This window comes from Sphingobium sp. AP49 (assembly GCF_000281715.2).
Taxonomy (GTDB): Bacteria; Pseudomonadota; Alphaproteobacteria; order Sphingomonadales; family Sphingomonadaceae; genus Sphingobium.
In genome coordinates, this window is record NZ_CP124576.1 from 1,333,130 (window position 1) to 1,357,034 (window position 23,905).

At 65.9% G+C, this 23,905-nt stretch carries 22 protein-coding genes and 1 tRNA gene; 15 read left to right on the forward strand and 8 right to left on the reverse strand.

Translation table 11 applies throughout. From position 1 onward, the window contains the following. Positions 1-11 precede the first annotated feature (11 nt). Entirely contained in the window at positions 12-887 is an 876-nt protein-coding gene (locus PMI04_RS06525) for a class I SAM-dependent methyltransferase (protein ID WP_007709752.1), read from the reverse strand. Positions 888-928: 41 nt separating this feature from the next. On the opposite strand from PMI04_RS06525, the gene PMI04_RS06530 reads away from it, so the two are divergent. The 5 genes from PMI04_RS06530 (at position 929) to PMI04_RS06550 (ending at position 3,419) form a co-directional block, all read left to right on the forward strand. After that, positions 929-1,687, forward strand: a complete 759-nt coding sequence (locus tag PMI04_RS06530) for a ComF family protein (protein WP_007709754.1) — start codon at positions 929-931, stop codon at positions 1,685-1,687. A gap of 50 nt (positions 1,688-1,737) precedes the next feature. Next, a complete protein-coding gene (gene grxC / locus PMI04_RS06535; protein WP_007709756.1) occupies positions 1,738-1,995 on the forward strand; it encodes a glutaredoxin 3 in 258 nt (85 codons plus the stop codon). A gap of 4 nt (positions 1,996-1,999) precedes the next feature. Beyond that, positions 2,000-2,830 carry a carbon-nitrogen hydrolase family protein gene (locus tag PMI04_RS06540; RefSeq protein WP_007709758.1) on the forward strand — a complete coding sequence of 277 codons (831 nt, stop codon included), beginning with the start codon at positions 2,000-2,002 and terminating at the stop codon, positions 2,828-2,830. Beyond that, the gene (locus PMI04_RS06545) at positions 2,827-3,306 is read left to right on the forward strand and encodes a DUF1178 family protein (protein WP_007709761.1); all 480 of its coding nucleotides are present in this window, start codon (positions 2,827-2,829) and stop codon (positions 3,304-3,306) included. The genes PMI04_RS06540 and PMI04_RS06545 overlap by 4 nt, the downstream gene beginning before the upstream one ends. A 36-nt stretch (positions 3,307-3,342) precedes the next feature. Next, positions 3,343-3,419: transfer RNA gene (locus tag PMI04_RS06550), tRNA-Arg, on the forward strand. A gap of 45 nt (positions 3,420-3,464) precedes the next feature. Here PMI04_RS06550 and PMI04_RS06555 read toward each other — a convergent pair. Then, positions 3,465-5,654 (reverse strand): prolyl oligopeptidase family serine peptidase, encoded by a 2,190-nt coding sequence (locus PMI04_RS06555; protein ID WP_007709763.1) that lies wholly within the window; start codon positions 5,652-5,654, stop codon positions 3,465-3,467. A gap of 215 nt (positions 5,655-5,869) precedes the next feature. Between PMI04_RS06555 and PMI04_RS06560 the strand changes: the two genes are divergently transcribed. Then, positions 5,870-7,162 carry an HD-GYP domain-containing protein gene (locus PMI04_RS06560; protein WP_007709765.1) on the forward strand — a complete coding sequence of 431 codons (1,293 nt, stop codon included), beginning with the start codon at positions 5,870-5,872 and terminating at the stop codon, positions 7,160-7,162. A gap of 12 nt (positions 7,163-7,174) precedes the next feature. On the opposite strand, the gene PMI04_RS06565 is transcribed toward PMI04_RS06560, so the two are convergent. From PMI04_RS06565 to PMI04_RS06585, 5 genes are all read right to left on the reverse strand, one after another. Then, positions 7,175-8,164, reverse strand: coding sequence for a DUF2891 domain-containing protein (locus tag PMI04_RS06565; protein ID WP_007709767.1), 990 nt, complete (start codon positions 8,162-8,164; stop codon positions 7,175-7,177). Continuing rightward, entirely contained in the window at positions 8,161-9,099 is a 939-nt protein-coding gene (locus tag PMI04_RS06570; protein ID WP_007709769.1) for a DUF979 domain-containing protein, read from the reverse strand. Before PMI04_RS06570 ends, PMI04_RS06565 begins: the two co-directional genes overlap by 4 nt. Continuing rightward, on the reverse strand, positions 9,096-9,779 hold the full coding sequence (locus PMI04_RS06575) for a DUF969 domain-containing protein (RefSeq protein WP_007709771.1): 684 nt from the start codon (positions 9,777-9,779) through the stop codon (positions 9,096-9,098). The genes PMI04_RS06570 and PMI04_RS06575 overlap by 4 nt, the downstream gene beginning before the upstream one ends. Before the next feature lie 69 nt (positions 9,780-9,848). After that, positions 9,849-12,065, reverse strand: a complete 2,217-nt coding sequence (locus tag PMI04_RS06580; RefSeq protein ID WP_007709773.1) for an amylo-alpha-1,6-glucosidase — start codon at positions 12,063-12,065, stop codon at positions 9,849-9,851. Between the two features lie 17 nt (positions 12,066-12,082). Then, positions 12,083-13,177 carry a glycosyltransferase family 4 protein gene (locus PMI04_RS06585; protein WP_007709775.1) on the reverse strand — a complete coding sequence of 365 codons (1,095 nt, stop codon included), beginning with the start codon at positions 13,175-13,177 and terminating at the stop codon, positions 12,083-12,085. Between the two features lie 278 nt (positions 13,178-13,455). Here PMI04_RS06585 and PMI04_RS06590 point away from each other — a divergent pair, with 278 nt between their 5' ends. From PMI04_RS06590 to epsC, 9 genes are all read left to right on the forward strand, one after another. Then, positions 13,456-13,998, forward strand: coding sequence for a hypothetical protein (locus tag PMI04_RS06590; RefSeq protein WP_007709777.1), 543 nt, complete (start codon positions 13,456-13,458; stop codon positions 13,996-13,998). 126 nt (positions 13,999-14,124) lie between these two features. After that, positions 14,125-14,565, forward strand: coding sequence for a hypothetical protein (locus PMI04_RS06595; protein ID WP_007709779.1), 441 nt, complete (start codon positions 14,125-14,127; stop codon positions 14,563-14,565). After that, a complete protein-coding gene (locus PMI04_RS06600; RefSeq protein WP_007709788.1) occupies positions 14,565-15,275 on the forward strand; it encodes a response regulator transcription factor in 711 nt (236 codons plus the stop codon). Before PMI04_RS06595 ends, PMI04_RS06600 begins: the two co-directional genes overlap by 1 nt. A gap of 186 nt (positions 15,276-15,461) precedes the next feature. Next, positions 15,462-16,160, forward strand: coding sequence for a carbonic anhydrase (locus tag PMI04_RS06605; protein WP_007709791.1), 699 nt, complete (start codon positions 15,462-15,464; stop codon positions 16,158-16,160). A gap of 3 nt (positions 16,161-16,163) precedes the next feature. Then, positions 16,164-17,660, forward strand: coding sequence for a SulP family inorganic anion transporter (locus tag PMI04_RS06610; protein WP_007709795.1), 1,497 nt, complete (start codon positions 16,164-16,166; stop codon positions 17,658-17,660). Between the two features lie 287 nt (positions 17,661-17,947). Then, positions 17,948-18,802 carry a TorF family putative porin gene (locus tag PMI04_RS06615; protein WP_037486401.1) on the forward strand — a complete coding sequence of 285 codons (855 nt, stop codon included), beginning with the start codon at positions 17,948-17,950 and terminating at the stop codon, positions 18,800-18,802. Positions 18,803-18,993: 191 nt separating this feature from the next. Then, a complete protein-coding gene (locus PMI04_RS06620) occupies positions 18,994-19,704 on the forward strand; it encodes a response regulator transcription factor (RefSeq protein WP_007709801.1) in 711 nt (236 codons plus the stop codon). Continuing rightward, positions 19,701-21,035, forward strand: coding sequence for an ATP-binding protein (locus PMI04_RS06625; protein WP_007709805.1), 1,335 nt, complete (start codon positions 19,701-19,703; stop codon positions 21,033-21,035). The genes PMI04_RS06620 and PMI04_RS06625 overlap by 4 nt, the downstream gene beginning before the upstream one ends. Before the next feature lie 103 nt (positions 21,036-21,138). Next, positions 21,139-22,140, forward strand: a complete 1,002-nt coding sequence (epsC, locus tag PMI04_RS06630) for a serine O-acetyltransferase EpsC (protein ID WP_007709808.1) — start codon at positions 21,139-21,141, stop codon at positions 22,138-22,140. Between the two features lie 35 nt (positions 22,141-22,175). Here the strand turns inward: epsC and PMI04_RS06635 are convergent, their stop codons facing one another. Beyond that, positions 22,176-23,846: an alkaline phosphatase family protein gene (locus tag PMI04_RS06635; protein ID WP_007709811.1), complete on the reverse strand. Its 1,671-nt coding sequence runs from the start codon at positions 23,844-23,846 to the stop codon at positions 22,176-22,178. Positions 23,847-23,905 lie beyond the last annotated feature (59 nt).

A 23,905-nucleotide genomic window follows, 5' to 3' on the forward strand; every position in this document is an offset into this window, starting at 1 on the left:
AGCGGCTGCAGTCAATCTCCATCCGGCTTGGCACCGCCCTTGAGCGCCGCCGCCAGCGAGACGGTGGCGCTGCCGCGGCGGGCGGGGGCGGCCTGGCTGGCGTCGGGTTTCCAGCCTGACAGATAGATGAGCACCATCTGTTCGGCGGTGCGCCCGTCGGGATCGGCTGCATCGGCGAAATGGGCGGCGGCGCGCATCAGCACATCGCGCGACAGGGCCGGCGGGCGGGTTGCGAGCGCATTGCCCGCGCCCATGCCGCGCAGATCGTGCATCAGCCGGACGATGTCGCCATAGCGGATATTGAGAGTCTCGCCATCGGCCACCGGCATGGCGAAGCCGGCGCGGCTGAGCAGGTCGCCGGCCGAACGCACATCGACCTGGGGATGGACATGCTGGCCGGGTCGGTCGCCCTCGGCCGCGAGCAGCGCGGATTTGAGGCGGGGCAGGCTGCCCGCGCCGGCAAAGGCGGCGAGCATCAGCCCGTCGGGCCGCAGCACGCGGCGCATCAGGATCAGCGCGCCGGGCAGGTCGTTGACGCTGTCGAGCGTGCCGCAGGCGATGATCAGGTCGAAACTATTGTCGGCAAAGGGCAAGGCATCCTCGTCCACCTGCACGCCGCCGACGCGGGCGGCCGCGAGAAAGCCGGGATCGGCGCAGGCAACGCGCTTGCCCATGGCTTCGAGCGCGGCTTTCGCGCTGCCGTCCGGGCAGCCGATCAGCAGCACTTCGGGCAGGTCGCGCTGCACGTCGGCAAGGCGGTCGAGCAATTCGTCCAGCATCGCGCGGTGGAGGAAGTCATGATCGGCAAAGGCGCCAAGCATCCGGTCGCGGTGGCGGGCGCGCAGGGCACGGTCGAAAATGTTGGGGCGGGTTTCGGGGGCAGTCATGGCGGGCCTTGTGCATCGGGGACGAAGCGCGGACAAGGCAGATGATGTCGCTGGTCCCGCTTCTCAAGACCGTGATGCGTCCGGTCATGGATTATGCCCTTCCGCCCCGCTGCCCCGGATGCGGCGCGATCGTCGGCGCGGACCATGGTTTCTGCCTCGATTGCTGGAGCGGGATGCGGTTTCTGGGGCCGCCCTGCTGCGCGCGCTGCGGCCTGCCGTTCGCGCACGAGATGGGTGAGGGCGCGGCCTGTGGCGCCTGCCTGGCACAGCCACCGCCGTTCGACAGCGCGCGGGCGGTGCTGGCCTATGGCGATGTCGCGCGGACGGTGGCGCTGCGATTGAAATATGGGCGGCGGATCGGCCTTGCCCGATTGGTCGCGGGGCAGATGCTGCGCCATGTGCCGGCGGGGCTGGACGGCGCGCTGATCGTGCCGGTGCCACTGCATCGCTGGCGGCTATGGGGGCGCGGCTTCAACCAGTCGGCGCTGATCGCCGATCATCTGGGGCGGCTGACGGGGCTGGCGGTGGACAAGCATGGCTTGCGCCGGGTGAAGCGGACCCAGCCGCTGCGGGGCATGAACCCCAAGCAGCGCGCGAAGGCGGTGCGCGGCGCCTTTGCACTGGCGCCGGGGCACGCACTGAAGGGGCGGGCGATCCTGCTGGTCGATGATGTCCATACCAGCGGGGCGACGGCGGCGGCCTGCGCGACGCTGCTGAAGGCTGGTGGCGCGCGCGAGGTGCATCTGCTGTGCTGGGCACGGGCGTTGCCGCGCACCGTGTCGGATGCCGGCGAAGATTGACAAAGCGTGCGCTTCCCCCAATTTCGGGGGAAAGGAGTTTTACCAAGATAATGGCAAAGGTCGAAATCTATACCAAGGCCTGGTGCGGCTATTGCGCCCGGGCAAAGGCGCTGCTGGACGACAAGGGCGTCGCCTTTGAGGAATATGACATCACAATGGGCGGTCCCAGGCGCGAGGAAATGCTGGAGCGGGCGCCGGGACGCACCACCGTGCCGCAGATATTCATCGACGGCCAGCATGTCGGCGGCAGCGACGATCTGGCTGCGCTGAACCGCGAGGGCAAGCTCGACCCGCTGCTGGGGCTTTAACCCGATGCGCGCCGCGATCTTCCAGATGACGACCGGAATCGATCCGGCCGCCAATGCCGCCGCAATTGTGGAGGCGGCCGTGCGCGCCAAAGGGGAGGGGGCGGACATGCTCTTCACCCCGGAAATGGCAGGCTATCTGGACCGGGATCGCAAGCGTGCGGCGGAAACGCTGCGCGGCGAGGCGGATGACATTGTGCTGGCGGCGGTGCGCGAGGCGGCGGCGCGCGAGGGGCTGTGGATCCATGTCGGATCACTGCCGCTGAAAGATGCGCGCAGTGACGGGCGCTGGGCCAATCGCAGCTTCATGATCGACGACTGCGGCGAAATACGGGCGCGCTACGACAAGATCCATCTGTTCGACGTCGATTTGGCGTCGGGCGAAAGCTGGCGCGAATCCTCGGTCTATGGTCCGGGGGAAAGCGTGGTGGCGGTCGATACGCCCTGGGCACGGATGGGCTTTTCCATCTGCTACGACATGCGTTTCCCCGACCTTTATCGGGCGCTGACCAATGCGGGGGCGACCGTGCTGCTGGCGCCGGCGGCCTTCACCGTGCCGACCGGGCAGGCCCACTGGCATGTGCTGCTGCGTGCCCGCGCGATCGAGGCGGGCTGCTTCCTGATCGCCGCCGCGCAGGCGGGCGAGCATGCCGACGGGCGCACCACCTATGGCCATAGCCTGGTGGTCGATCCATGGGGCGATGTGCTGCTGGACATGGGCGAGGGGGCGGGCATTGCCCTTGTCGACCTCGACCTCAGCCGGGTAGAGGCGGTGCGCGGGCGGGTGCCGGCCATCGCCAATCGGCGCGTGATACCGCAGGATGTTGAGATCAGGTGATCGTTTTCGACCTTAAATGCGAGGGCCAGGGCCATATATTCGAGGCATGGTTCGGCTCCAGCGCTGATTATGCGGACCAGAAGGAACTGGGCCTGCTCGCCTGTCCGCTATGCGGCGACACGCGCATTGGCAAGGCGCTGATGGCGCCGGCGGTGGCGGCCAAGGGCAACCAGCGCAATATGGTGGTGCCGCAGCAGGGGGTGGCGGACACGGCGCCAGTGGCGGCCGGCCCCGACGAGGCGAAGATGCGCGCGCTGGTCGAGGCGCTGGCGGATGCGCAGAGGAAGGTGCTGGAAGGCTCCACCTGGGTCGGGCGCGGCTTTGCCGAACAGGCGCGCGCGATGCATTATGGCGAGCAGGACAAGGGCAGCATCCATGGCGAGGTCGCTCCGGCCGAGGCCAGGGCGCTGGCCGAGGAAGGGATCAACGTCGCGCCCTTGCCTTTTCCGGTCATTCCGCCCGAAGCGAAGAATTGACCGGACGGGCCGCGCATAATAGAGCCGGCGCTGCGTGCACCCGTAGCTCAGCAGGATAGAGCATCAGATTCCTAATCTGAGGGCCATGGGTTCGAATCCCGTCGGGTGCACCATTTTTCGATCATGGCGATGGCCCGGCGCGACGTCAGCTTCGCCGTTCAGCCCGGTTTCTGTCCCGCTGCCGCAGCTCGCCACAGGGTGAAGGCGAAGATGTCGGCCCATTGTTCGTCGGTCTGTTGGCGGGTCGAGCCCAGGCCGTGTCCGGCATCGAAGGTCACACGCAGCAGTACGGGGCCACCGGTCGATGCCTTCTGCAACCGTGCGGCGAATTTTGCGGGATGCCAGGGAGCGACGCGCGGGTCGGTCATGCCGGTCATCGCCAGCACGGCTGGATAGCGCACGCCGTCCTTGATCTTGAGATAGGCATCCATCGCCACCAGTCCACGATATTCGGCATCGTTCGACGGGTCGCCAAATTCGGGGAAATTGGGCGCGGAATTCTGCTCCACCCCGGCACGGGCGGTGTTGGTCCAGCCGACATTGTCGATGACGCCGGCGAACAGGTCGGGCCGTTCGGCCATCGCATTGCCGACCGCGATGCCGCCCGCCGATGTGCCCATGATCGTCAACCGGCCAGGCGCGGTCCAGCCGGCCCGGATCACCGCCTCGCAGCCGTCGATGAAATCGCGCCATGTATTGGCCTTGTTGGCCTTCTGCCCGGCCCGCCACCAGGGTGAGCCATATTCGCCGCCCCCGCGCGCATGGACCTCGAACAGGACGCCGCCCCGTTCGAGGAACGCGAGATAGCGGGGAGAGAAGACGGGCGAGGCGGAAATGCCATAGCTGGAATAGCATTGCCCCAGGGCGGGCGCCGAACCGTCGCGCTTGAGGCCCCGCTTGGTGATGATCGACACTGGCACCTTGGTGCCGTCGCGGGCGATGGCGATCAGCCGGATCGATTCATAATCAGCGGTCGAGAAGGCGGGCTTGGGGCTGAGGCCGGTATCGGTCAGCGCGCCGCCGGGCTGATAATGATAGATGGCGAAGGGCTGGACCCAGCCGGCCATGCGAACATCGATCCCATCCTGCCCGGTTGAGCCGAACAGCCCATAGATGCCGGCATCGAACGGCATGGCGATGTCGGTGATCTTCTGATCCTGTCCCAGCCGATGCAGCGTCATCGGTCCGCCATTCTGACGGGCGAAATACACCCCGTCGCGGGTCGCGACGAGGCCGGTATCCGTCGTCTCGATCGGCGCGGTGCCTTCTGGCACGACGACTTGCGCCTGAGCGATGTCCGGATTGGCGGCATCGACCCTGAGGATGCGGCCGAGCGGTGTCGCCTTCTCGGATACGAGATAGATGTCCTGGCCGCGCAGCGCAAAGGAGGTGACCTGGTCTTCGAGCCGAGCGACGGCCCGCCAGCGTGCCCGGCCGGCTGCTGCATCGGCAAGCGGCGCGACCAGCAGCGGATTCTCGCGTCGCACCCCGCCAAAGGGCAACAGCACCGCCATGTCCGAACCGGGCGCGACGACCACGAACGGGAAGTCGATCGGCAGCAGCTTGTACCCATCCAGCGTATCGCCGCCGGCGGCGATCCGGATGTCCTGGCTGGGATCGGTGCCGACCTTGTGCAGCCAGGCGACGGTGTTGAGGAGGTAATCGGGCGCGCCCCGCACTGCGCCTTCGCGGCCGCGCGTGTAGAAGAAGCCCGACCCGTCGGGCAGCCATTGCGGGTTGGCGAAGCGGGCGCGATCGATCGCCTCCGGGAAATGGGTGCCGTCGGCGACGCGCAGGATGCGGGCGACGGACTCCTCCGACCCGGCCGGCGACAGCCCATAGGCGACAAGGGCGCCATCGTCCGACGCATGCCACCAGTCGAGGCTCATATGGGCGCCGCTGGCATCTTTGGTTGCTTCGGGATCGACCAGCAGGCGCTTTTCGCCACCCGGCCGGTCGATCACATAGAGTTTGGGCACGCTGGCGCCGCCGGGCCGATATTCGACGAACATCTTCTGCCCCACGCGCTCGATGCGCAGGGCGACCGGCAGTTCGCCGGTCAGGCTGCCGATCCGGCTTGCCAGCGCGGCCCGGTCGGGCAGGGCGTCGAGCGTGCGCCGGGCATAGGCGGCCTGCGCGCGCATCCAGGGATCCCAGTCGGGATCCTTGGGATCTTCCATCCAGCGATAGGGATCGGGCAGCGTCAGCCCGAGGCGGTGGTCCACGACATCGACCGTCTTTGCAACGGGGGGAAGAGCGGGCGGAAGGGCAGACTGGCCAAATAGCGTCCTTGGCAACGCGATCGCGGTGGTCGCGGCCAATGTGCCCAGAAAATCCCGACGATCCATGCCTGTTTCCCCTTCCGCTATTCCGGAACCCCTTCCTACCTTTTTCCTATGCCCGCATTGCTGGCCAATTCCTGTGATGAGGGTCACGCCGGCCAGCGGCAACGGGCGCGATTGGCGGGCCGCTTTCGCCCCGACTACGTGCTGGCGGCTCCTGCCGTTAACCTTTTGGAAAGAGGGCGCCTGCGAAATGTCTTCGGGGACTACGGGGCCGTAAGATGTTGAAAAGAATTCGCACCCAGGACATCAAACTGGGGATGTTTCTGCACAAGCTGGAAGGGTCGTGGTTTTCCCACCCCTTCTGGAAGCGCAAGCTGTTGCTGGAAGATCCCGAGATGCTGGCGACCCTGAAGGCCAGTTCGGTCGAATGGGTGGTGATCGACATCGCGCGCGGGGCCGATGTAGGGGTGGCAGCGCCCACCCCCGCGCCGTCGCGGGTCGTGTCGATCGCCGAGCCGCGCGAGCGGCTGTTCGGTCGCGCCGGGGCGACGATCGCGCGCCGGGCTGCGCCGCAGCCGGTGGAACGGCCGTTCGATCCGTTGTCCAAGGACAGGTTGCCGATCCGCGCCGAAATGGTCCATGCCCAGCGTCTCGCGCGCAAGTCCGGTCGGACCATGCGCAAGCTGTTCGAGGATGCGCGGCTGGGCAAGGCGGTCAAGGCGGCCAAGCTGGAATCCATGGTCGACGAGATATCCAGTTCGGTGCAGCGCAATCCGCATGCTTTCATGGCGATCGCGCGGATGAAGAACAGCGGCGAATATCTCTATCAGCATGCCTTGTCGGTCTGCGCGCTGATGATCGGCCTGGCGCAGCAGATGCACCTGCCCGCTGAGGAAATTCGCGAGGCGGGCCTTGCCGGCCTGTTGATGGACATGGGCATGGCCCATGTGCCGCAGGAGGTGTGGGACAAGCAGGAGCAGCTGACGCCGGAGGAGTGGGAACTGGTCAAGAGCCATACCAGCCTGGCGCACGAATTTCTGACCCTGGGCGGCGAGATACCCGGTACGGTGCTCGACGTCTGCCTCCACCATCACGAACGGCTGGATGGCAGCGGCTATCCACATGCTCTGGCTGGCGATCAGATCGGCCTGTTCGCGCGCATGGCAGCGATCTGCGACACCTATGATGCCATGACGTCAAGCCGCCTGCACCGTAATGGCGAAGATCCCTCGCGTGCTCTGCTGATGATTGACGAAAATGTCGGCAAGCTGTTCGACGGCGAAATTTTCCAGGCCTTCCAGCGCGCGGTGGGCATCTATCCGATTGGATCTTTGGTGCGGCTGCGATCGCATCGGCTGGCGATCGTGGTCGAACAGAATCCCGATGATCTGACCCTGCCCAGGGTGCGCCCTTTCTATTCCCTGACCGATCGCAGCTTTGAGAAATGCGAGGATATCGACCTGGGCAATTGTTTCGGCGCGGACCAGATCATCACGCGCGAAACGCCCGAGGGGTGGGACATGGCCGAATGGCCGGCGATGAGTGCTAAGCTGCTGGCGGTGGCGGGATAGCCGGCCGCTTCGCTATTCCAGCGCGAGCAGGGCGAAGCTGGCGAGCCAATGTTCCCCCATATAGTCGCCGGCTATGTGGGGGAGCGCGGCGTCGAGATGGGCGATCGCCGCCTGCTCGGCGATTGGCGCGATCGGCGCGTCGGCGCCCAGTGCGGCGGCGATGCCGCGCCAGCACCAGGCGCGGCTGAGGTTGAGACCGTCGAGATGGGCGATCTTGCCGTCGCTGCGGTCCGACACGGTAGCCGGGGTGAACAGGGTGGCGGGCTGGCCGGTCAGAAGATCGGGCAGGAAGGCGCCGAACCAGTCGGCAAATTCGGCGCGCGCGAGCAGCCGGCTCATCAGCAGTGCTTCGGTAAGCGCCGAGGAGAGGAACTCGTCGCCGCCCGGTTCCCAGGCCTGGCACGCGCGGTCCTGGCCGAACCAGGCAAGGGCGCGCTCGCGGATCAGCGCCTGCAGCGCGGCATCGCGCCCTTCCGCCCAGTCAAAGGCGTGGATCAGCGCGAAGCTGCTGTTGAAATGGGTGCCGACCCGCAGCGGATAGGTCATTTTCGGCAGGAAGGCGTGGAAGCGCGCGGCGAAGTCGAGCGCCAGCGGTTCGATCGCGGCGGCCCAGGGGCCGTCCTGTCGGGCGAGTTCGGCATGGAGCGCGAGCAGCCAGGCCCAGCCATAAGGCCGCTCGAACCCGCCGGCGGTCGGGCGGGTGAGGAAGGCACGCTCGCCCGCAACCTTGTCGGGCACCAGCATCGCGTCGGCGCGGGCGTGGATCGCATTGGCCTGGGTCATGTCCGGATAGAGCCGGCGCAGGCGCATCACCTGCCACCAGCCATGGACGCAACTGTGCCAGTCATAGCTGCCATGGAAGATCGGATGATGCTCCGCCGGAATGCGCGCATCCTCCGGCCCCTGATAGGTGAGGTCCATCTTGTAGGGATATTGCCGCCCCAGATGGGACAGGGTGAGGGCGGCGAAACGGTCGGCAATGTCTTGGGTCAGTCGGGTCATCGGAAGGCCAGCCAATAGATCAGGAGGATGTTGACGCAGAGCAGGGGCAGGGCGGTGCCGACCTGGCGGCGGATCACGCCATATTCGTCCTTCAGCTCCAGCAAAGCGGCGGGGAGGAGATTGAAATTGGCGGCCATCGGCGTCAGCAGCGTGCCGCAGAAGCCCGCCAGCATGCCGATCGCGCAGATGATCGCCGGATCGCCATGGTAATGGTGGATCAGCAGCGGGATGCCGATGGCGGCGGTCATGACCGGGAAGGCGGCGAAGGCATTGCCCATGACGATGGTGAACAGTGCCATACCCACGCCATAGGCGATCACCGCGCCGAGCAGGCTGCCGTCGGGAATGGCGAGGCGGACGATGCCGCCGACCACATCGCCGACGCCGGCGAGGGCGAACACCGCGCCGAGGCTGGCCAGCATCTGCGGCAGGATCGCCACCCAGCCGACCGAGTCCATCAACTGCCGCCCCTGTTGCAGGGCGACGATCGGCCGGGCACGCAGCCAGGTGCAGCCGATGGCGAGCGCGATAAGGACGCCCAGCGCCAGCGAGATGAGGGTGGTCTGCTTGGGGTCGATCCAGGCGGGGAAAGCCTTGAACAGGAAGGTGCCGACCAGCGCGGTGACGGGGATGACGAGGGCGATGGCGAACAGGCCATTGCCATGGCGGTCTGCCCGCGCCTGCCGCTCCGCCAGCGGCACGCCGCCGCTGCCACGCCCCATCCCCTTGAAGCCGGCAATGGCGACGAGGCCGAGGACCAGGACGCCATTGCCGATGTCGCCGATCCGGTCGCCCGCCCACATGCTGAGCGCCAGCAGCGCCCAGAAGGCGGCGGTGGTGAAGCGGCGCGGGTTGCTGCGGTCGGCCGCGCCAAGCAGGGCATAGCCGGCGAACACCGCGCCCATCAGCGCATAGACCCAGTGGAGGGTGATCATGCGGCATCCTCCGCAGCCTTGCCCTGCGCGTTCAGCCGGCGGTCGAGCCGCCACAGGCGAAAGCCGTGGATCAGCAGTGCGGCGATCGCGGTCGGGATCGCCCAGACCGACAGCTGGAGCGGTTCGAGCATGATGCCATATTGTTCGAGCAGCCCCTTGATCAGCAGGATCGATCCGATGGCGAGGAAGATATCCTCACCGAAGAAGACACCGACATTGTCGGTCGCGGCAGCCCAGGCCTTGATCTCGTCGCGCTGCTCTTCATCGAGCGTGCCGGCCTGTTTCTCGGCGGCGGCTTCGGCGATCGGCGCAACCAGCGGGCGCACGGTCTGGGCATGACCGGCGACGGAAATCAGGCCCATGGCGGCCGAAATCTGGCGGGCGACAAGATAGAAGAGGAGGAAGCGGCCGGTGGTGGCGCCGCGCATCCGGTCGATCAGGCCGCGCGCCCGTTCCTGAAGCCCATGCGCTTCGAGCAGACCGATCACCGGCAGCACCACCCAGACGACCGAGACATAGCGCGAATCGTTGAACGCCTTGCCAAAGGCGGCGAGGATGGTGAGCGGATCGAGCCCGGCGGCAAGGCCGGTGGCGATGGCCGAGGCCAGGATCACCAGCAGCGGATTGAAGCGCAGCACGAAGCCCGCGACGATCAGGGCGATGCCCAGCAACACCCACATCAGTCGTTCATGCTCTTGTCCGTCATTTCCTCGGGTTAGCGGCAATGCAGGCCGCTGGCCATAGGCGGATCAGGCGAGCGTGATGATCCGCGCGCCGCCGTGGCGGGCGAGAGGTTTGACCACCACGCTGTCGCCCATGCGGTCGAAGGCGATGTCCGCGCTGGCGGTGCCGACGGCGAGGCCACGGATGGTAAGACCCTGGAGGAAGCCGGGCAGGGTCGGCTCGCGCAGGCAGATCTGGCGCGCCGCCACGTCGAAGCCGAGGCCAAGGCTCGACTGGATGAGCGCCAGCGGCGCGGCGGCGGACCAGGCCTGCGGGCTGCAGGCGACGGGGTAGAAGGTCGGCCCCTGCGAACGGCGGCGGGGAAAGCCGCAGAACAGTTCGGGCAGGCGCATCATGTCGACATAGGTGGCTGCGGCGAACAGCCCCTCGAAAATCTGCGCTGCCTCGCGCTGATAGCCATAGCGCGAGAAGCCGGCCGCGATCAGCGCATTGTCGTGCGGCCAGATCGAACCATTATGATAGCTCATCGGGTTATAGCGCTTCTCGGTCGAGGCGATGGTACGGACCCCCCAGCCGGAGAAGGAAGCGGGCGCCATCAGCGTGCGAACGACCGCCTCGACCCGGTCGTCGCGGGCAAGGCCGGTGTAGAGGACATGGCCGGCATTGGAGGCGCGGACTCGGCATGGACGCTTGTCGCCATCGAGCGCCAGGACATAGGTGCCGAGTTCCGGATCGAAGAAGGCGGCATCGAACCGGGTGCGCAAATCATCGGCGCGGGCGCGATAGCCGGTCGCCTTGTCTTCCTGGCCGACTGCCGCGAAGATGGCGCCGGCCGCCTGCCAGGCGCCATAGACATAGGCCTGGACTTCGGCGAGGGCGATCGGGCCGCGCGCAATGCTGCCATCGGCGTGGAAGATGGAATCGTGGCTGTCCTTCCAGCCCTGGTTCTGCAGCCCCTGGTCGGTCAGCCGGCCATATTCGACGAAGCCGTCCCCGTCGCGGTCGCCATGAGCGTCGATCCATGCCAGCGCGGCCTCGACATGGGGCAGGATCGCCGCGAGGAAGGCTGCGTCCCCCGTGCGTTCCAGATAGGCGCCGGCCAGCATCACGAACAGCGGGGTGGAATCGATACTGCCATAATAATGCCGGAACGGGACCTCCCCCAGTTCGGCCATTTCGCCATGGCGCACCTCGTGCAGGATCTTGCCCGGTTCGGCATCGGCGGCCGGATCGAAATCGGTCGCCTGATGGGCGGCGAGATAGCCCAGCACGCCGCGACTGATCGCCGGGTCCATCCACAGGGTTTCGAGCGCGGTAATCAGCGCGTCACGGCCGAATACGGTGCTGAACCATGGGATGCCGGCATAGGGGTATGGCCCATATTCGGTGTCGGTCGACAGCATCGAGATGTCGGCGACAGAACGGCGGGCGACTTCGTTGAACAGGTCGTTGGTGGACCGGATGGTGGCGCCGCGCTTGCGCGCGAGCTTGAGCGTCTGCATCGCCTCGCGCAGGGATTTGAGAAATTGCTTGGGCAGCGGGTCGGGCGTTTCGGCCCGGTCGCAGCAGATGCGCGTGAACAGGGCGCAGCGCTGGCCCGGTGGGACCGTGACATCGAAGCGGGCATGGTCTTGGGTCAGGTCGGTCGGCATCGGGTCGAAATGCAAATGGGTCTGCCGTTCGCGTCCGTCGCGCCCCAGATAGGCAAGCAGCACGTCGGCCGGGCCGACCTGGGGATCGCGCATCACCCCCTTGCGCAGCCGGGTCATGCCGCGGATTTCGAACAGGTCGGCGAAGTCGGCGGCAAAGCCGATATTGATTGCTAGCCGCCGGGTTTCGGTGTCGAAATTGCGGATCGTGATCCGCTCATAGATCGCACCCTTCCACAGGAAACGGGTGCGGCGCAGGTGGATGAGGTCATGTTCGACGGTGACCCGGCCATCCGCGCCGACGAAATCGGGATTGGCCAGATCGCAGGTCAGCATCGCATTATCGTCGCGCAGCGCGGAACTCAGCAGGATTGGCCGCATGCCGTTGACGGTCAGATAGAGGTGGGACAGGTGGCGGGTGTCGCGGTGATAGAGCCCCTCCGGACTGCCAGGCCCGGAAATCGCGTCGCCGCTATGGTCGAACACGGCAAAGCTGTCGCCATGCTTCAGCGTGCGCGGGCGCCGTTCATGGAGGGAGGCGGTCGCCGGGATGAAGAACTGGGTCTGTGCCTTTGACAGGGCCTGGCCCCCATCGATGCCGGGCAAGTCCGACTGCGGCTGGGTCAGCGACATGGCATCTCCTATCCGTCCTAAGCGACGATTTGCAATTCGGAACCCTCGCCGCGCTGGCGGCGCAAACGGGCCGCTTCGGTGCGGGCGCCGGGCAGGTCACGGTACAGCGCGACATAATCCTGTGCCATCCGCTGGGCCGTGAAGCGTGCGTCGAACGCGTCGCGCACCCATGCCCGGTCGAGATAGGGCAATTGTGCGACCGCAGCGACGGCCTCGTCCTCGCTGTCGACGATGAAGCCGGACCGGCCATGTTCGATCACCTCCGGGACGGAACCGCAGCGGAAGGCGATCACCGGGGTCGCGCAGGCCATCGCCTCGATCATCACGAGGCCGAAGGGTTCGGGCCAGTCGATCGGGAAGAGCAGGGCGGCTGCCTGACCCAGAAAATCGGCCTTCTGCCGTTCGTCGATCTCGCCGATGAACTCGACATCGGGATAATGATCGACCAGCGGCGCGATCTCTCGTTCCCAATAGGCGCGATCGACATTGTCGATCTTGGCCGCGATCTTGAGCTTCATGCCGGATCTTGCGGCGATGCGGATGGCTCTGTCGGGTCGTTTTTCCGGCGAAATGCGGCCCAGGAAAGCCAGATAGTCCGCGCCCGGCCCGATCCGCGCGGGCAGCAGCCCGGCGGGCAGACCATGCGGGATGGTGGCGCCCCAGTTGACGGGCGGCATCGGCAGACGCTGATGATCGGAAATCGACACCAGGCAATGATCGGAAAATGTCCGGTAAAAGGCGGGAAGGTCGGGCAGATCAAGCCGTCCATGCAGAGTGGTCACGGTACGGCTGAGGAAATCCTGGATCATCGGCAGGTGGAGCAGATCAATATGGAAATGCAGCGCATCGAACTCATCGGCGCGGCGGCGCACCGCTTCGAGCAGCATCATATGATAGGGAATGGGATCGGTAATCGCCGGGTTGAGGCGCAGCGCGACCGGCGTGATCGGTACCAGTTCAGCGGCGGTTCGGGAATCGCCGCTGGCGAACAGGGTCACCTCATGCCCCAGATGCACCAGGGCTTCGGTCAAATAGGACACAATCCGTTCGGTCCCGCCATAGAATTTGGGCGGTACGCTTTCGGCCAAAGGAGCGATTTGGGCGATCTTCATATAGGCTGTTCCTCGTCAAGAGAGCCCTGACCGATCCCCGACCTGCGGCAGGCACTTCTATAAAGCGCCAGCGGGCTGCAAGTTGCATCCGGGCGCGTGCGGTTCGTCTGAAATGATGAGGCACAGCTGATCGTCCAGGACCGTCGATCCGCGTCATTTTCCGAAAAACCTGATGGCCAATGACATCGGCCTGACATAGTTGGGGGTGACAGGGACGCAGACGACAATGGCGACCGAACCCAAAGATGGGGCGGGCGTGGACGAGAGCGGAGAGACCCTTGACCATCCTGACGATCGATTTCGAGGCATCCTGTCTGCCCCGGCACGGACGTTCCTTCCCGATCGAAGTGGGCATCGCGGGGGGCGGGATCGCGCGTAGCTGGATCATTCGCCCGCACGCGGCATGGGCCGGATGGGACTGGACCGCCGAAGCCGAGGCGCTGCATGGCCTGTCGCGGGCGCGAATCGAGACGGAGGGGGCTCCCGCCGCCGAAGTGCTGGCACAACTCGCCGCCGCCGTCGCGGGATGCCGCGTTGTCGCTGACAGCCTGATCGACCAATATTGGCTCGACACGCTGGCCGCGACCGAAGGGGTGCTGGCCCCGTTCGCGATCGATCATGTCTCCATGTTGCTGGACGAAAGCGGCGCGGACGAGGCACGCATCGCCGCCGCCATGGCGCGCGCGGACGCGGATTATCCCGCGCGGCATCGCGCTGCGGCCGATGCGCTCTGGCTTTCCGCGCTACTCTCCGGACTTTCCTCGCTGGGTGATGCCCGTGCGCTGGCACCGGTTAATCGGCCCTCCGCCCGGGTCGCCTGACCGCGTCATCTCGCGCCAGCAATAATTTGTTACGTCCGGCAAATTTCGGAGACATTCTGCTCGCCTAAATCCTTCCCGACCCTCCGGCACATTGCTGGATGTTACCGGTCCCGAAGGAGAGTTCCCATGTTGTCCATTCTTGCCAGTGTCGCGGCGCTTGCCGCCGCTTCCACCACACCCGTCCACAGCGTCGAAGTCGCGCACGGCGCGAACGCCTACACCGCCAGCTACCACGCCGCATCGACCCTGCGCCTCGAAGAAGGCGGTCCGCGCTTCGGCAACCGCAACGCCGTGCCCGTTTGCCGCTGGCAGGCCGAGGTGAGCGTCGATCGCGCTGTTGCCGTCCAGGGTCAGGCGGTTCCCGCTTTCGGTAAGTCGGTCCATCGCTTCGCGCCGCTGTCGGGCAGCTATGCCGGCACCTGCGCCACTGCGCGCAGCCAGATCGATGCCGAAGTCGGCCGCTACACCGCCGCCAAGAATGCCGAGGCAGTCGCCGTGGCCCAGCAGGATCGCGCCGTGCTGGTCGGCGAACTCGACGGCGTCCACGCCCTGACCGTGAAGGGCTGATGAGTCCACCGCTGATATTGGTCGCCGAGACGCAGCAGGATTTGCGCCACAAGGTCCGTGAATTTCTGGAGCAGAGCGGGTTTCGCGCTTTGCCTGCGGCCTCGTCGACCGACATTTTCAGCGCCATGGAGCGGATGCCTGTCGGCGCGGTCGTGCTGGATGCAGGACTGCGCGGGCCGGACGGCATGGACCTGTGTCGCGATGTGCGCGAACGCAGCGATGTGCCGATCATCCTGGTCGGTGCCAACAGCAGCGAGGTCGACCGGGTGGTCGGGCTCGAGCTGGGCGCCGACGACTATATGGCCAAACCCTATTCGGCCCGCGAACTGGCAGCCCGGCTGCGCGCGGTGCTGCGGCGTGGCCGCAGCGAGCGGGTGCTGGGCCTGCGCCGCCAGACCCAGGCGCGGTTCGACGGATGGGTCGTCGATTTCGCCCGCCGCGAAGTCCGCAATCCCGACGACGCATTGGTGGAACTCACCGCCGCCGAATTCTCGCTGCTCGCGGTGCTGCTCGACCATGCGCAGGCGGTGATCGCGCGAGCGCGGCTGATGGAACTGGCCGGGGTGCGCTATGCGCCCTCGTCGGACCGTAGCGTCGACGTGCTGGTCAGCAGGTTGAGGCGCAAATTGTCCCATGAAGGCCGGCCCGCAGCGATCGTGACGGTGCGGGGTGTCGGCTACATGTTCAGCGCGGTCGTCGACCGGCGCTGAACATCGCTTCCGGGGCGCGCCGATGACGGCTTTCCGTAGGTCGGCGCGCCATCCGGTCGGTTTGTCCGCCAGACATATAATTTAACAATTCCGCTGCGCCGCAGCAAAACCGGTCGCTTATTCTTCAAGTTAGGCCGGTCCGTCCCCCCTGATCGGCGAAGCCATAGAAAAAATGAGGATAACGCCATGAACGAGCTTATCGGTCGCGTGTTCAGCTTCGAGACGAAAGTCTTCCCGAACGAAAGCACGCTCTACAATCAGTTGGCGAGCCATGGGCAGAGCCCCAAGGCGCTGATGATTTCCTGCGCCGATTCCCGCATCGTGCCCGAACATATCATGCAGGCCGCGCCCGGCGATCTGTTCGTCTGCCGCAATGCCGGCAATATCGTCCCGCCGCACGCCAGCCAGCTGGGCGGCGTGACCGCCACAGTCGAATATGCCGTGATGGTGCTGGGCGTGCGCGACATCATCGTCTGCGGTCACAGCGACTGCGGCGCGATGAAGGCGCTGGCCACTGATGCCGATCTGAGCGCGATGCCCAATGTCGCAGCCTGGCTGCGTCACAGCCATGCCGCGCAGCAGGTGTGCCGTGAAAATTATCCTGCAGACCTGAACGGTGCCGACAAGTTGCGCAACATGGCGCTGGAAAATGTCGTCGTGCAGCTTTCCCATCTGCGGACCCATCCGTCGGTCGCGTCGGGCATCGCCCGTGGCGAGATTTCGCTGCACGGCTGGTATGTCGACATCCATGCCGGCCAGGTGCTCGGCCTTGACGGCGAAACCGGTCGCTTCCTGCCGCTGCGCGAAGATCAGCCGCTTCCCGTTGCGCTCCCCCACGCCCGTCGCCTCGCCGGCGACGGCCAATACGCCCAGGCGGCGGAGTAAATCATGTTGAAGGCCCTTTCCGGCGGCACATTGAGCCGCGACTTTACGGCGTCGATCGTCGTCTTTCTGGTGGCCATGCCGCTGTGCATGGGCATCGCCATCGCGTCCGGCGTGCCGCCGGAAAAGGGCCTGGTCACCGGTATCATCGGCGGCCTGGTCGTCGGCCTGCTGGCTGGTTCGCCGCTGCAGGTCAGCGGCCCGGCGGCGGGTCTTGCCGTCATCGTCTTTGAAATCGTGCGCGAACAGGGGCTTTCGGCGCTCGGCCCGATCCTGATCCTGGCGGGCGCGATCCAGGTCGTCGCCGGCCTGCTGAAGGTCGGTGGCTGGTTCCGCGCCATTTCGCCGGCCGTCGTCCACGGCATGCTGGCGGGGATCGGCGTGCTGATCGTGGTCGGCCAGTTCCATGTGCTGTTCGACGACAAGCCGCTGGCCAGCGGCCTGCAGAATCTGGTGGCGATGCCGGGCCAGATTTTTGGTCTGAGCAACCAGGACGCGGCCACCGCCTTTGCGGTCGGGCTGGTCACCATCGGCGCGATGCTGGGCTGGGAGAAATTTCGTCCCGCCTCGATGAAGCTGGTGCCCGGCGCGCTGGTCGGCGTGGTCGCCGCGACGCTGGTCGCTTTCGCGCTCGGCCTGCCGGTCGCGCGTGTGGTGGTGCCCGAATCGATCCTGTCGGCGGTCAACCTGCCCGAACAGGGACTGCTCGCGCAGTTGTTGAACCCCACCGTCATCACCACCGCCATTGCCATCGCCTTCATCGCCAGCGCCGAAACGCTGCTGTCGGCGGCGGCGGTCGACCGCATGCATGACGGCGTACGCACCAATTATAACCGCGAACTTAGCGCCCAGGGCGTGGGCAACCTGCTGTGCGGCGTGGCCGGTGCGCTGCCGATGACCGGCGTCATCGTCCGCTCGTCCGCCAACGTCCAGGCCGGGGCCAAGACCCGCCTGTCGGCGATCCTGCACGGCGCCTGGATCCTGGGCTTCGTCGCGCTGCTGCCCTGGCTGCTGCGCGAAATCCCGATGGCGGCCCTGGCCGGCATTCTGGTGGTGACCGGCTTCCGCCTGGTCAGCCTGGCGCACGTCAAGCATCTGTTCCACCTCTATGGCCCGCTGCCGGCGATCGTCTGGGCCGCGACGCTGATCTGCGTCGTCGCCACCGACCTGCTGACCGGCGTGCTGGTGGGTATCGGCCTGTCGCTGATCGAACTGGTGCCCCATGCCAGCCGTCTGCGCCTGGGTGTCGAGGAAGCCAGCCGCGACGATGCGCATGAAGTGGCGCTGCACGGTACGGCGAGCTTCCTCAGCCTGCCCAAGCTGTCGGCCAAGCTGGAATCGGTGCCGGCTGGTCGGCTGGTCATCCTCAATGTCGAGCGGCTGACTCATATCGACCATACGTGCGCGGAAATGGTGCGCGAATGGGCCGATCGCCGTGCCGGTTCGGGCAGCCCGGTCGAGCTGTTCGGCGCCAGCGGCCGGATGCGCCAGCTCGTCGCCTGACGCACGATCGCAGCCAATGAGGATGCCGTCGGACCCCTGGGGTGCGGCGGCATTTTCATATCTGCATGCAATTTGGAAACCGAATAGAAACAATTAGACTATGAAATGGAAAAGAACCGTGATCCCGATATCACAGCGTTCCTTTTCCCTTGTGCAGGTGCGAAGATAGAGGTTTGCCGATCAGCCTGGCAAGAATAGGCCAATAGGCATCCGCCGGTACGGAAGACGAAATCCAAACAGATCTTCGGGCCGCGGATGCAGGACGGAACATTCTTTCGTAAAGGGGAATGTTCATGAAGTATCAAATCGCCTGTGCCGCCCTTGCTCTGATGTCGAGCGTGCCGGCCTTTGCACAGGAAGAGCCATCCGGCCCCGTCACCGTAACCGGCAGCGTCGGCCTTGTTTCCGATTATCGCTTCCGTGGCGTGTCGCAGTCGGACCGTGGCATGGCTATCCAGGGCGGCCTTACCGTCACCCATGAAAGCGGCATCTATGTCGGCACCTGGGGTTCCAACCTGGCAGGCTGGGGCACCTTTGGCGGTTCCAGCATGGAACTGGATCTGGTCGCCGGCTATTCGATGCCGATCGGCGACGCTACGCTGGACGTTGGCCTGACCTGGTACATGTACCCGTCCGGCGCGGACAAGACCGACTTTGCCGAACCCTATATCAAGCTGTCGAGCCAGGTCGGGCCGGTCAAGGCGCTGGCAGGCGTCGCCTATGCGCCCAAGCAGCAGGCGCTGGGCAAATGGTATAACAACGCCGACACCTATGCGACCGGCATTCCCGACAATCCCGGCGACAAGGAAGATAATTTCTATGTCTGGGGCGATGTCAGCGGCGCCATTCCCAACACCCCGGTCAGCCTGAAGGCGCATCTGGGCTGGTCGAGCGGCAATAGCGGCCTTGGCCCGAATGGCACGTCGGTTGCGCCCACGGGCAAATATCTCGACTGGCTGGTCGGCGCCGACGTCGCCATTCCGGGCACGCCGCTGACGCTGGGCATCGCCTATGTCGACACCGACATCGCCCGGGTCGAGGAAAATTATATCCGTCCCAATTTCCAGGTGGCGGACGGCGACAATTTCGGCAAGTCGATCGCGCGCAGCACGGTCGTCTTCTCGATCTCGGCCGCTTTCTGATCCTGTCTGCCGGACCCGTTTGCGCGGGTCCGGCACGACCTTATCTTGCTGGCGGAAGAGCAGGCTTTTCGCTGGCGTGACAAATTGTTGCTATCCCTGCTGCAGAGTGTTTCGGCAGCAAGCTTTGGTTGACCCCCCACCAGCGCGATCCTATCTCGCAACACCATGAACCTTTGTGTGTTGCCCCGCTCATGACCGCCCCGTCGATCATCCTCGTCGAAGACGATCCCCCGCTCCGCACGCTGACCGCGCGCGCGCTGCAGGAACATGGCTATCAGGTGCGTCCCGCGTCCTCCGGACCTGAAATGTGGGTGGCATTTGATGCGGGGCCAGTCGATCTGGTCGTGCTCGACGTCATGCTGCCGGGCACCAACGGCATTGACCTGTGCCGCCAGATCCGGCGCAAGAGCGATGTACCCATCATCTTCATCAGCGCCAAGGGCAGCGAGACCGACCGCATCGTGGGCCTGGAACTGGGCGCCGACGATTATCTGCCCAAGCCGTTCGGCACGCGCGAACTGATCGCCCGCATCCGCGCCATCCTGCGCCGCGTCGGTGTGGAACGCGGCCCCGACGAGCAGCGCGAGAATGAAGCGCGCTTTGATGGCTGGGTCGTCAACTTTCCGCGTCGGGAACTGCGCTCGCCCACTGGTGCGATCGTCGACCTGACCGGCGCCGAGTTCGACCTGCTCGGCAGCTTCCTTAGCCATCCGCAGCGGGTCATCGCGCGCGAGCGGCTGATCGAACTGTCGCGTACCCGCATGGGCGACAGCAGCGATCGCAGCATCGACGTGCTGGTCAGCCGCCTGCGCCGCAAGCTGTCGACCGAAGACCGGGGGGCGCCGATCACGACGGTGCGCGGCGTCGGCTACATGTTCAACGCGGAAGTCGCGCGCGCTTGAGAAGGCGGCGGTTCAGCCGGTCGCTTGGGCTGGTCGGCCGCATCTTCGGCATATTGCTGCTGACCGTCCTGCTGGAATTTGCGGTCGGTACGCTGATCTATGAGCGCGCCAGCCATTTGTCGCTGCAGGATGACGAGGCACGCCGCCTGGCCGAGCATCTGGTGATTGCGCGCAAGCTGGTATCGGAACAGCCGGTCAGCGAGCGGCGGGCAATGGGCACGCACCTGACCACCGATCGCTATGATGTGCACTGGACGCCGGTGGCGCCGCCGCCGCCGCCGCTGTCTCCGGAAGTGGAACGGATGCGGCGGCAGATCGTCGCATGGGAGCCCAGCCTGGAACAGTCGCGCCTTTGGCTGCGGCTGAGCTCGCCGGGCCGGTCCTCGCAGATCAATGGTGGATTGCAGTTGGCAGATGGCAGCTGGCTCTATTTCGGCATGCACCATAGCGGCGGCAAATGGGCCTTCACCTTCGGTCGGCTCGGTCTGGCGCTGATCCCGGTGCTGGCGCTGCTGATCGCTGGCGGCGTGCTGATCCGGCGAACGCTGGCGCCGTTGCGCGACCTGACCCAGGCGACCAAGCGGATCGGCCTCAGCGAAGCGGTGGCCGTGCATGAAGCGGGAACCAACGACGTCCGCAACCTGATCCGCGCCTTCAACGCGATGCAGACCCGCATCCATCGTCTGATCAACGAACGGACCGAGACACTGGCGGCCGTCGGCCATGACATGCGCACGCCGCTGGCCCGTCTGCAACTGCGGCTGGAAACAGTCGACGACCCTGAAATTCGCGAGGCGATGGGCGGCGATCTCGATGAGGTCAGCGAGATGATCGAGTCCGTGCTGGCGTTCCTGGGCGGCGAGAAAAATCCTGAACCCGCCGTGCGCAGCGACCTCGCCGTATCGATCGCGACGGTGGTGGATGCCTTTCAGGATCATGGCGAAGATGTCAGCTATGACGGGCCGGACCATCTGGAGATGGACGTGCGCCCCTTGTCGCTGCGTCGCGCGGTGCGCAACCTGATCGAGAATGCTCTTCATTATGGCCATCGTGCGCGGGTCAGCGTGGCGCGGCATGATGGCGAGGTGCTGGTCCGCGTGGACGATGACGGGCCGGGTATCCCGCGAGACCAGTTGGAGGAGGTTCTCAAGCCTTTCCATCGGCTCGACACCGCCCGTCAGCGCAACACGCGCGGCATGGGGCTGGGGCTCGCGATCGTCGCCAAGGCGGTGGAGCAGGAGGGGGGGCGCCTGACGCTGGCCAACCGGCCCGAAGGCGGGTTGCGGGTCGAAATCTGCCTGTTCCCGGGGCCACTACCCGCCAAGGCCTGAACCGCCGGCCAAAGAGAATCTCGCTACCCCCAAGCAAAACTCGTTTATCCTGTGGCGTGGACGCGGGCTATTCCGGTTGCCCATCGGACAAGAGGTGCAGGGAATGGCGGACGGCGATATGCAGGAGGTAGGCGTGGGCTATTGGGATCTGGACCAACTGGTCGCGGATCTGGCCGCCGCGCGCAGTCGCTGGCGGCAGGAGCAGCAGCATCACGCCGAATATGGCGCCGAAGGCTTTCCGTCGCGTGCCAATCTGGTGAAGATCACCGGCGCGCTGTGCGGTGCGCTGTTCCCGCTTCGGCTGGGGCCAAGCTTCGTGCGGCTGCACAATGAGGACGCCTATGTCGCCGAGACACTGCAGACCGTGCTCAGCCGCCTCTATGGCCAGATCCGGCTGGAACTCATCTACGCGATGAAGGATGAGCCGATCGCCGCGGTGGATGCGGCGGCGGCCCGGATCATCGGCGATTTCGCGCACAGCCTGCCGGCGCTACGTACCCTGCTCGACAGCGATGTCGAGGCGGCCTTCCTGGGCGATCCGGCCGCGCGCAGCGTGGACGAGGTACTGATCTGCTACCCCTCAATGCTGGCGATCATCCATCATCGGCTAGCACATCGCCTCTATGAACTGGGCGCACCGCTGGTGGCGCGGATCATTTCGGAGATCGCCCATTCCCATACCGGCATCGACATCCATCCCGGCGCGCGGATCGGACATGGTTTCTTCATCGACCATGGCACCGGCGTCGTCATCGGCGAAACCGCGATCGTCGGCGATCGGGTGCGGCTCTACCAGGGCGTGACGCTGGGCGCCCGCAGCTTTCCCTCGGATGAAAAGGGCGCGCTGGAAAAGGCGCAGCCGCGCCATCCGATCATCGAGGATGATGTCGTCATCTATGCCGGCGCGACGGTACTGGGCCGGATCATCGTCGGCAGTCGATCGGTCATCGGCGGCAATGTCTGGCTGACCGACAGCGTGCCGGCCGACAGCAATGTCCGCCAGGCCAAGGCGCGGCACGAAGTCACCAGCCGGGTCGAGGTCTCCGCCCCGCACCGCGTCCATGCCCTGGTGGAAAGCACGGACGGTATCGGCGAGAATATCTGATCCTCCCCCTTTTGCGGGGGAGGATCGATAAGGGCTTACTGCCCGGCGCAGCTGTCGCCATTGCCCGCGACCAGGTCGAGGCAACGGCCGTCAATCTGGTCCTTGGGCACGGGCAGCTTGATCAGCGCGGCGAGGCTGGGGAGGATGTCCACCGTCTCCACGCCCAGCGGCTGCTCGAAATGCTGCATGCCCTTGCGCCAGAAGAGGATCGGCACGCGGCGATCCGTATCCCAGGGCGAGCCATGGGTGGCGACCGACCCCATCACCGCCTGTTCCGGGATCGACATGACGCGCGGCTTGAGCAGCAGCAGCAGGTCGCCCGAGCGGCTGGGATAGAAGCTGGCACGCGCTTCCTGGATCAGGCTCCAGCTTTCGGGCGGACCCGAGGGCGAGGGGGTGGCGGCGATTTCCGCCTTGGTGAACACGGTCTGCACCTGCGGATGGGCGCGCAGATATTTGAGCGCCTCGGTCTCGACCCTGGCGCGCTGCGCGGCGGTCAGGCCCTTGTCATAATAGATGTCGCCCGACGGGCCATCGCTCCAGATCACCTTCTTGCCGGGCAGGCCGGCCTTCTCGGCGATGGTGGCGTTGAGCGCCTTGGGCGTCAGCGCCATGTCGACCCGCTGTTCCATCGGCATGGCATTCATGCGGTGGCGTTCGGGCAGGTCATGGCCGCCATGGTCAGCGGTCAGCACCACGACATAGTCGATGCCGTCCTTGTCGAGCTTGTCGAAGAAGGCGCCGAGTTCCGTGTCGAGCCGGTCGACCTGGATGCAGCTTTCGGTGCCTTCAGTGCCGAAGGTGTGGCCGACATAGTCGGTCGCCGACAGGCCGATCGAGATGATGTCGGTCTGCGCCTGCTTGCCGAGCTGCATGTTCTCGATCGCGGCGGCGGCGAAGGCCAGGGTCATCGCATCCTGCTCGGGCGAGATGCGGAAGCCCTTATAGTCGCCGGCTTCCCGCGCGAAGCGGCCGGTGCCGACGGTGCGGTCGCCAGCCTTGACCGGGAAGTCCTTCGACACGCACTGGGCTGGCAGCTCGAAGCCGGGATTGGGCTGGGCGAGGCGCTGGGCGAACGCCGCGTTCACCTTGGCGACCAGCGGCGGGACTGCGACACCCTTGTAGCTGACATAGCCCTGCGGCCCGCCGAGCCACCAGACTTGGTCGGCGGTCGCGCCGCCCATCATGATCGCGGCGCGATCCTTGCCGGCGACCGACACGACGCGGGTGGCGGGGTTGGCCGCCTTCATCCGGCCGCCCAGCGTCGGCACCTTGAGGTGCAGGGGCGAGGCTTCGTACTTGTCGCTGCTGCTGCCCGGCTGGCTCTCGTCCTCGGCGCAATAGAGATTCTTGTCCTCGCGCTTGGCGTCGAGGTCGAACCAGTTATTGGCGATGATGCCGGTGCGCGACGGGCGGCTGCCGGTCAGGATGGTCGAGTGGCCGGGGCAGGTCTCGGTCGCGGCATGGCTCTGGTAGCCGCGCGGGAAGACTGCGCCTTCGCTGGTCAGGCGCTTGAGGCCGCCGGTATAATATTGGCGATATTCGCTGAACAGGTCGGCCGAAAACTGGTCGACCGAGATGGCGACGATCAGCTTGGGCGGAGTCGCGGGTGCCGTGGTTGCGGGTGCCGGGGCCGATGCAGGGGCCTGTGCCACGACGGGCATGGCGGTGGCGAGCATCAGGGCGGCAGCGACGTGTTTGAACATTTTTCTCTAACCTTCTCGACCTTGACGGCGGATGCGGGGGGACCTAGCCCCCTTGCATC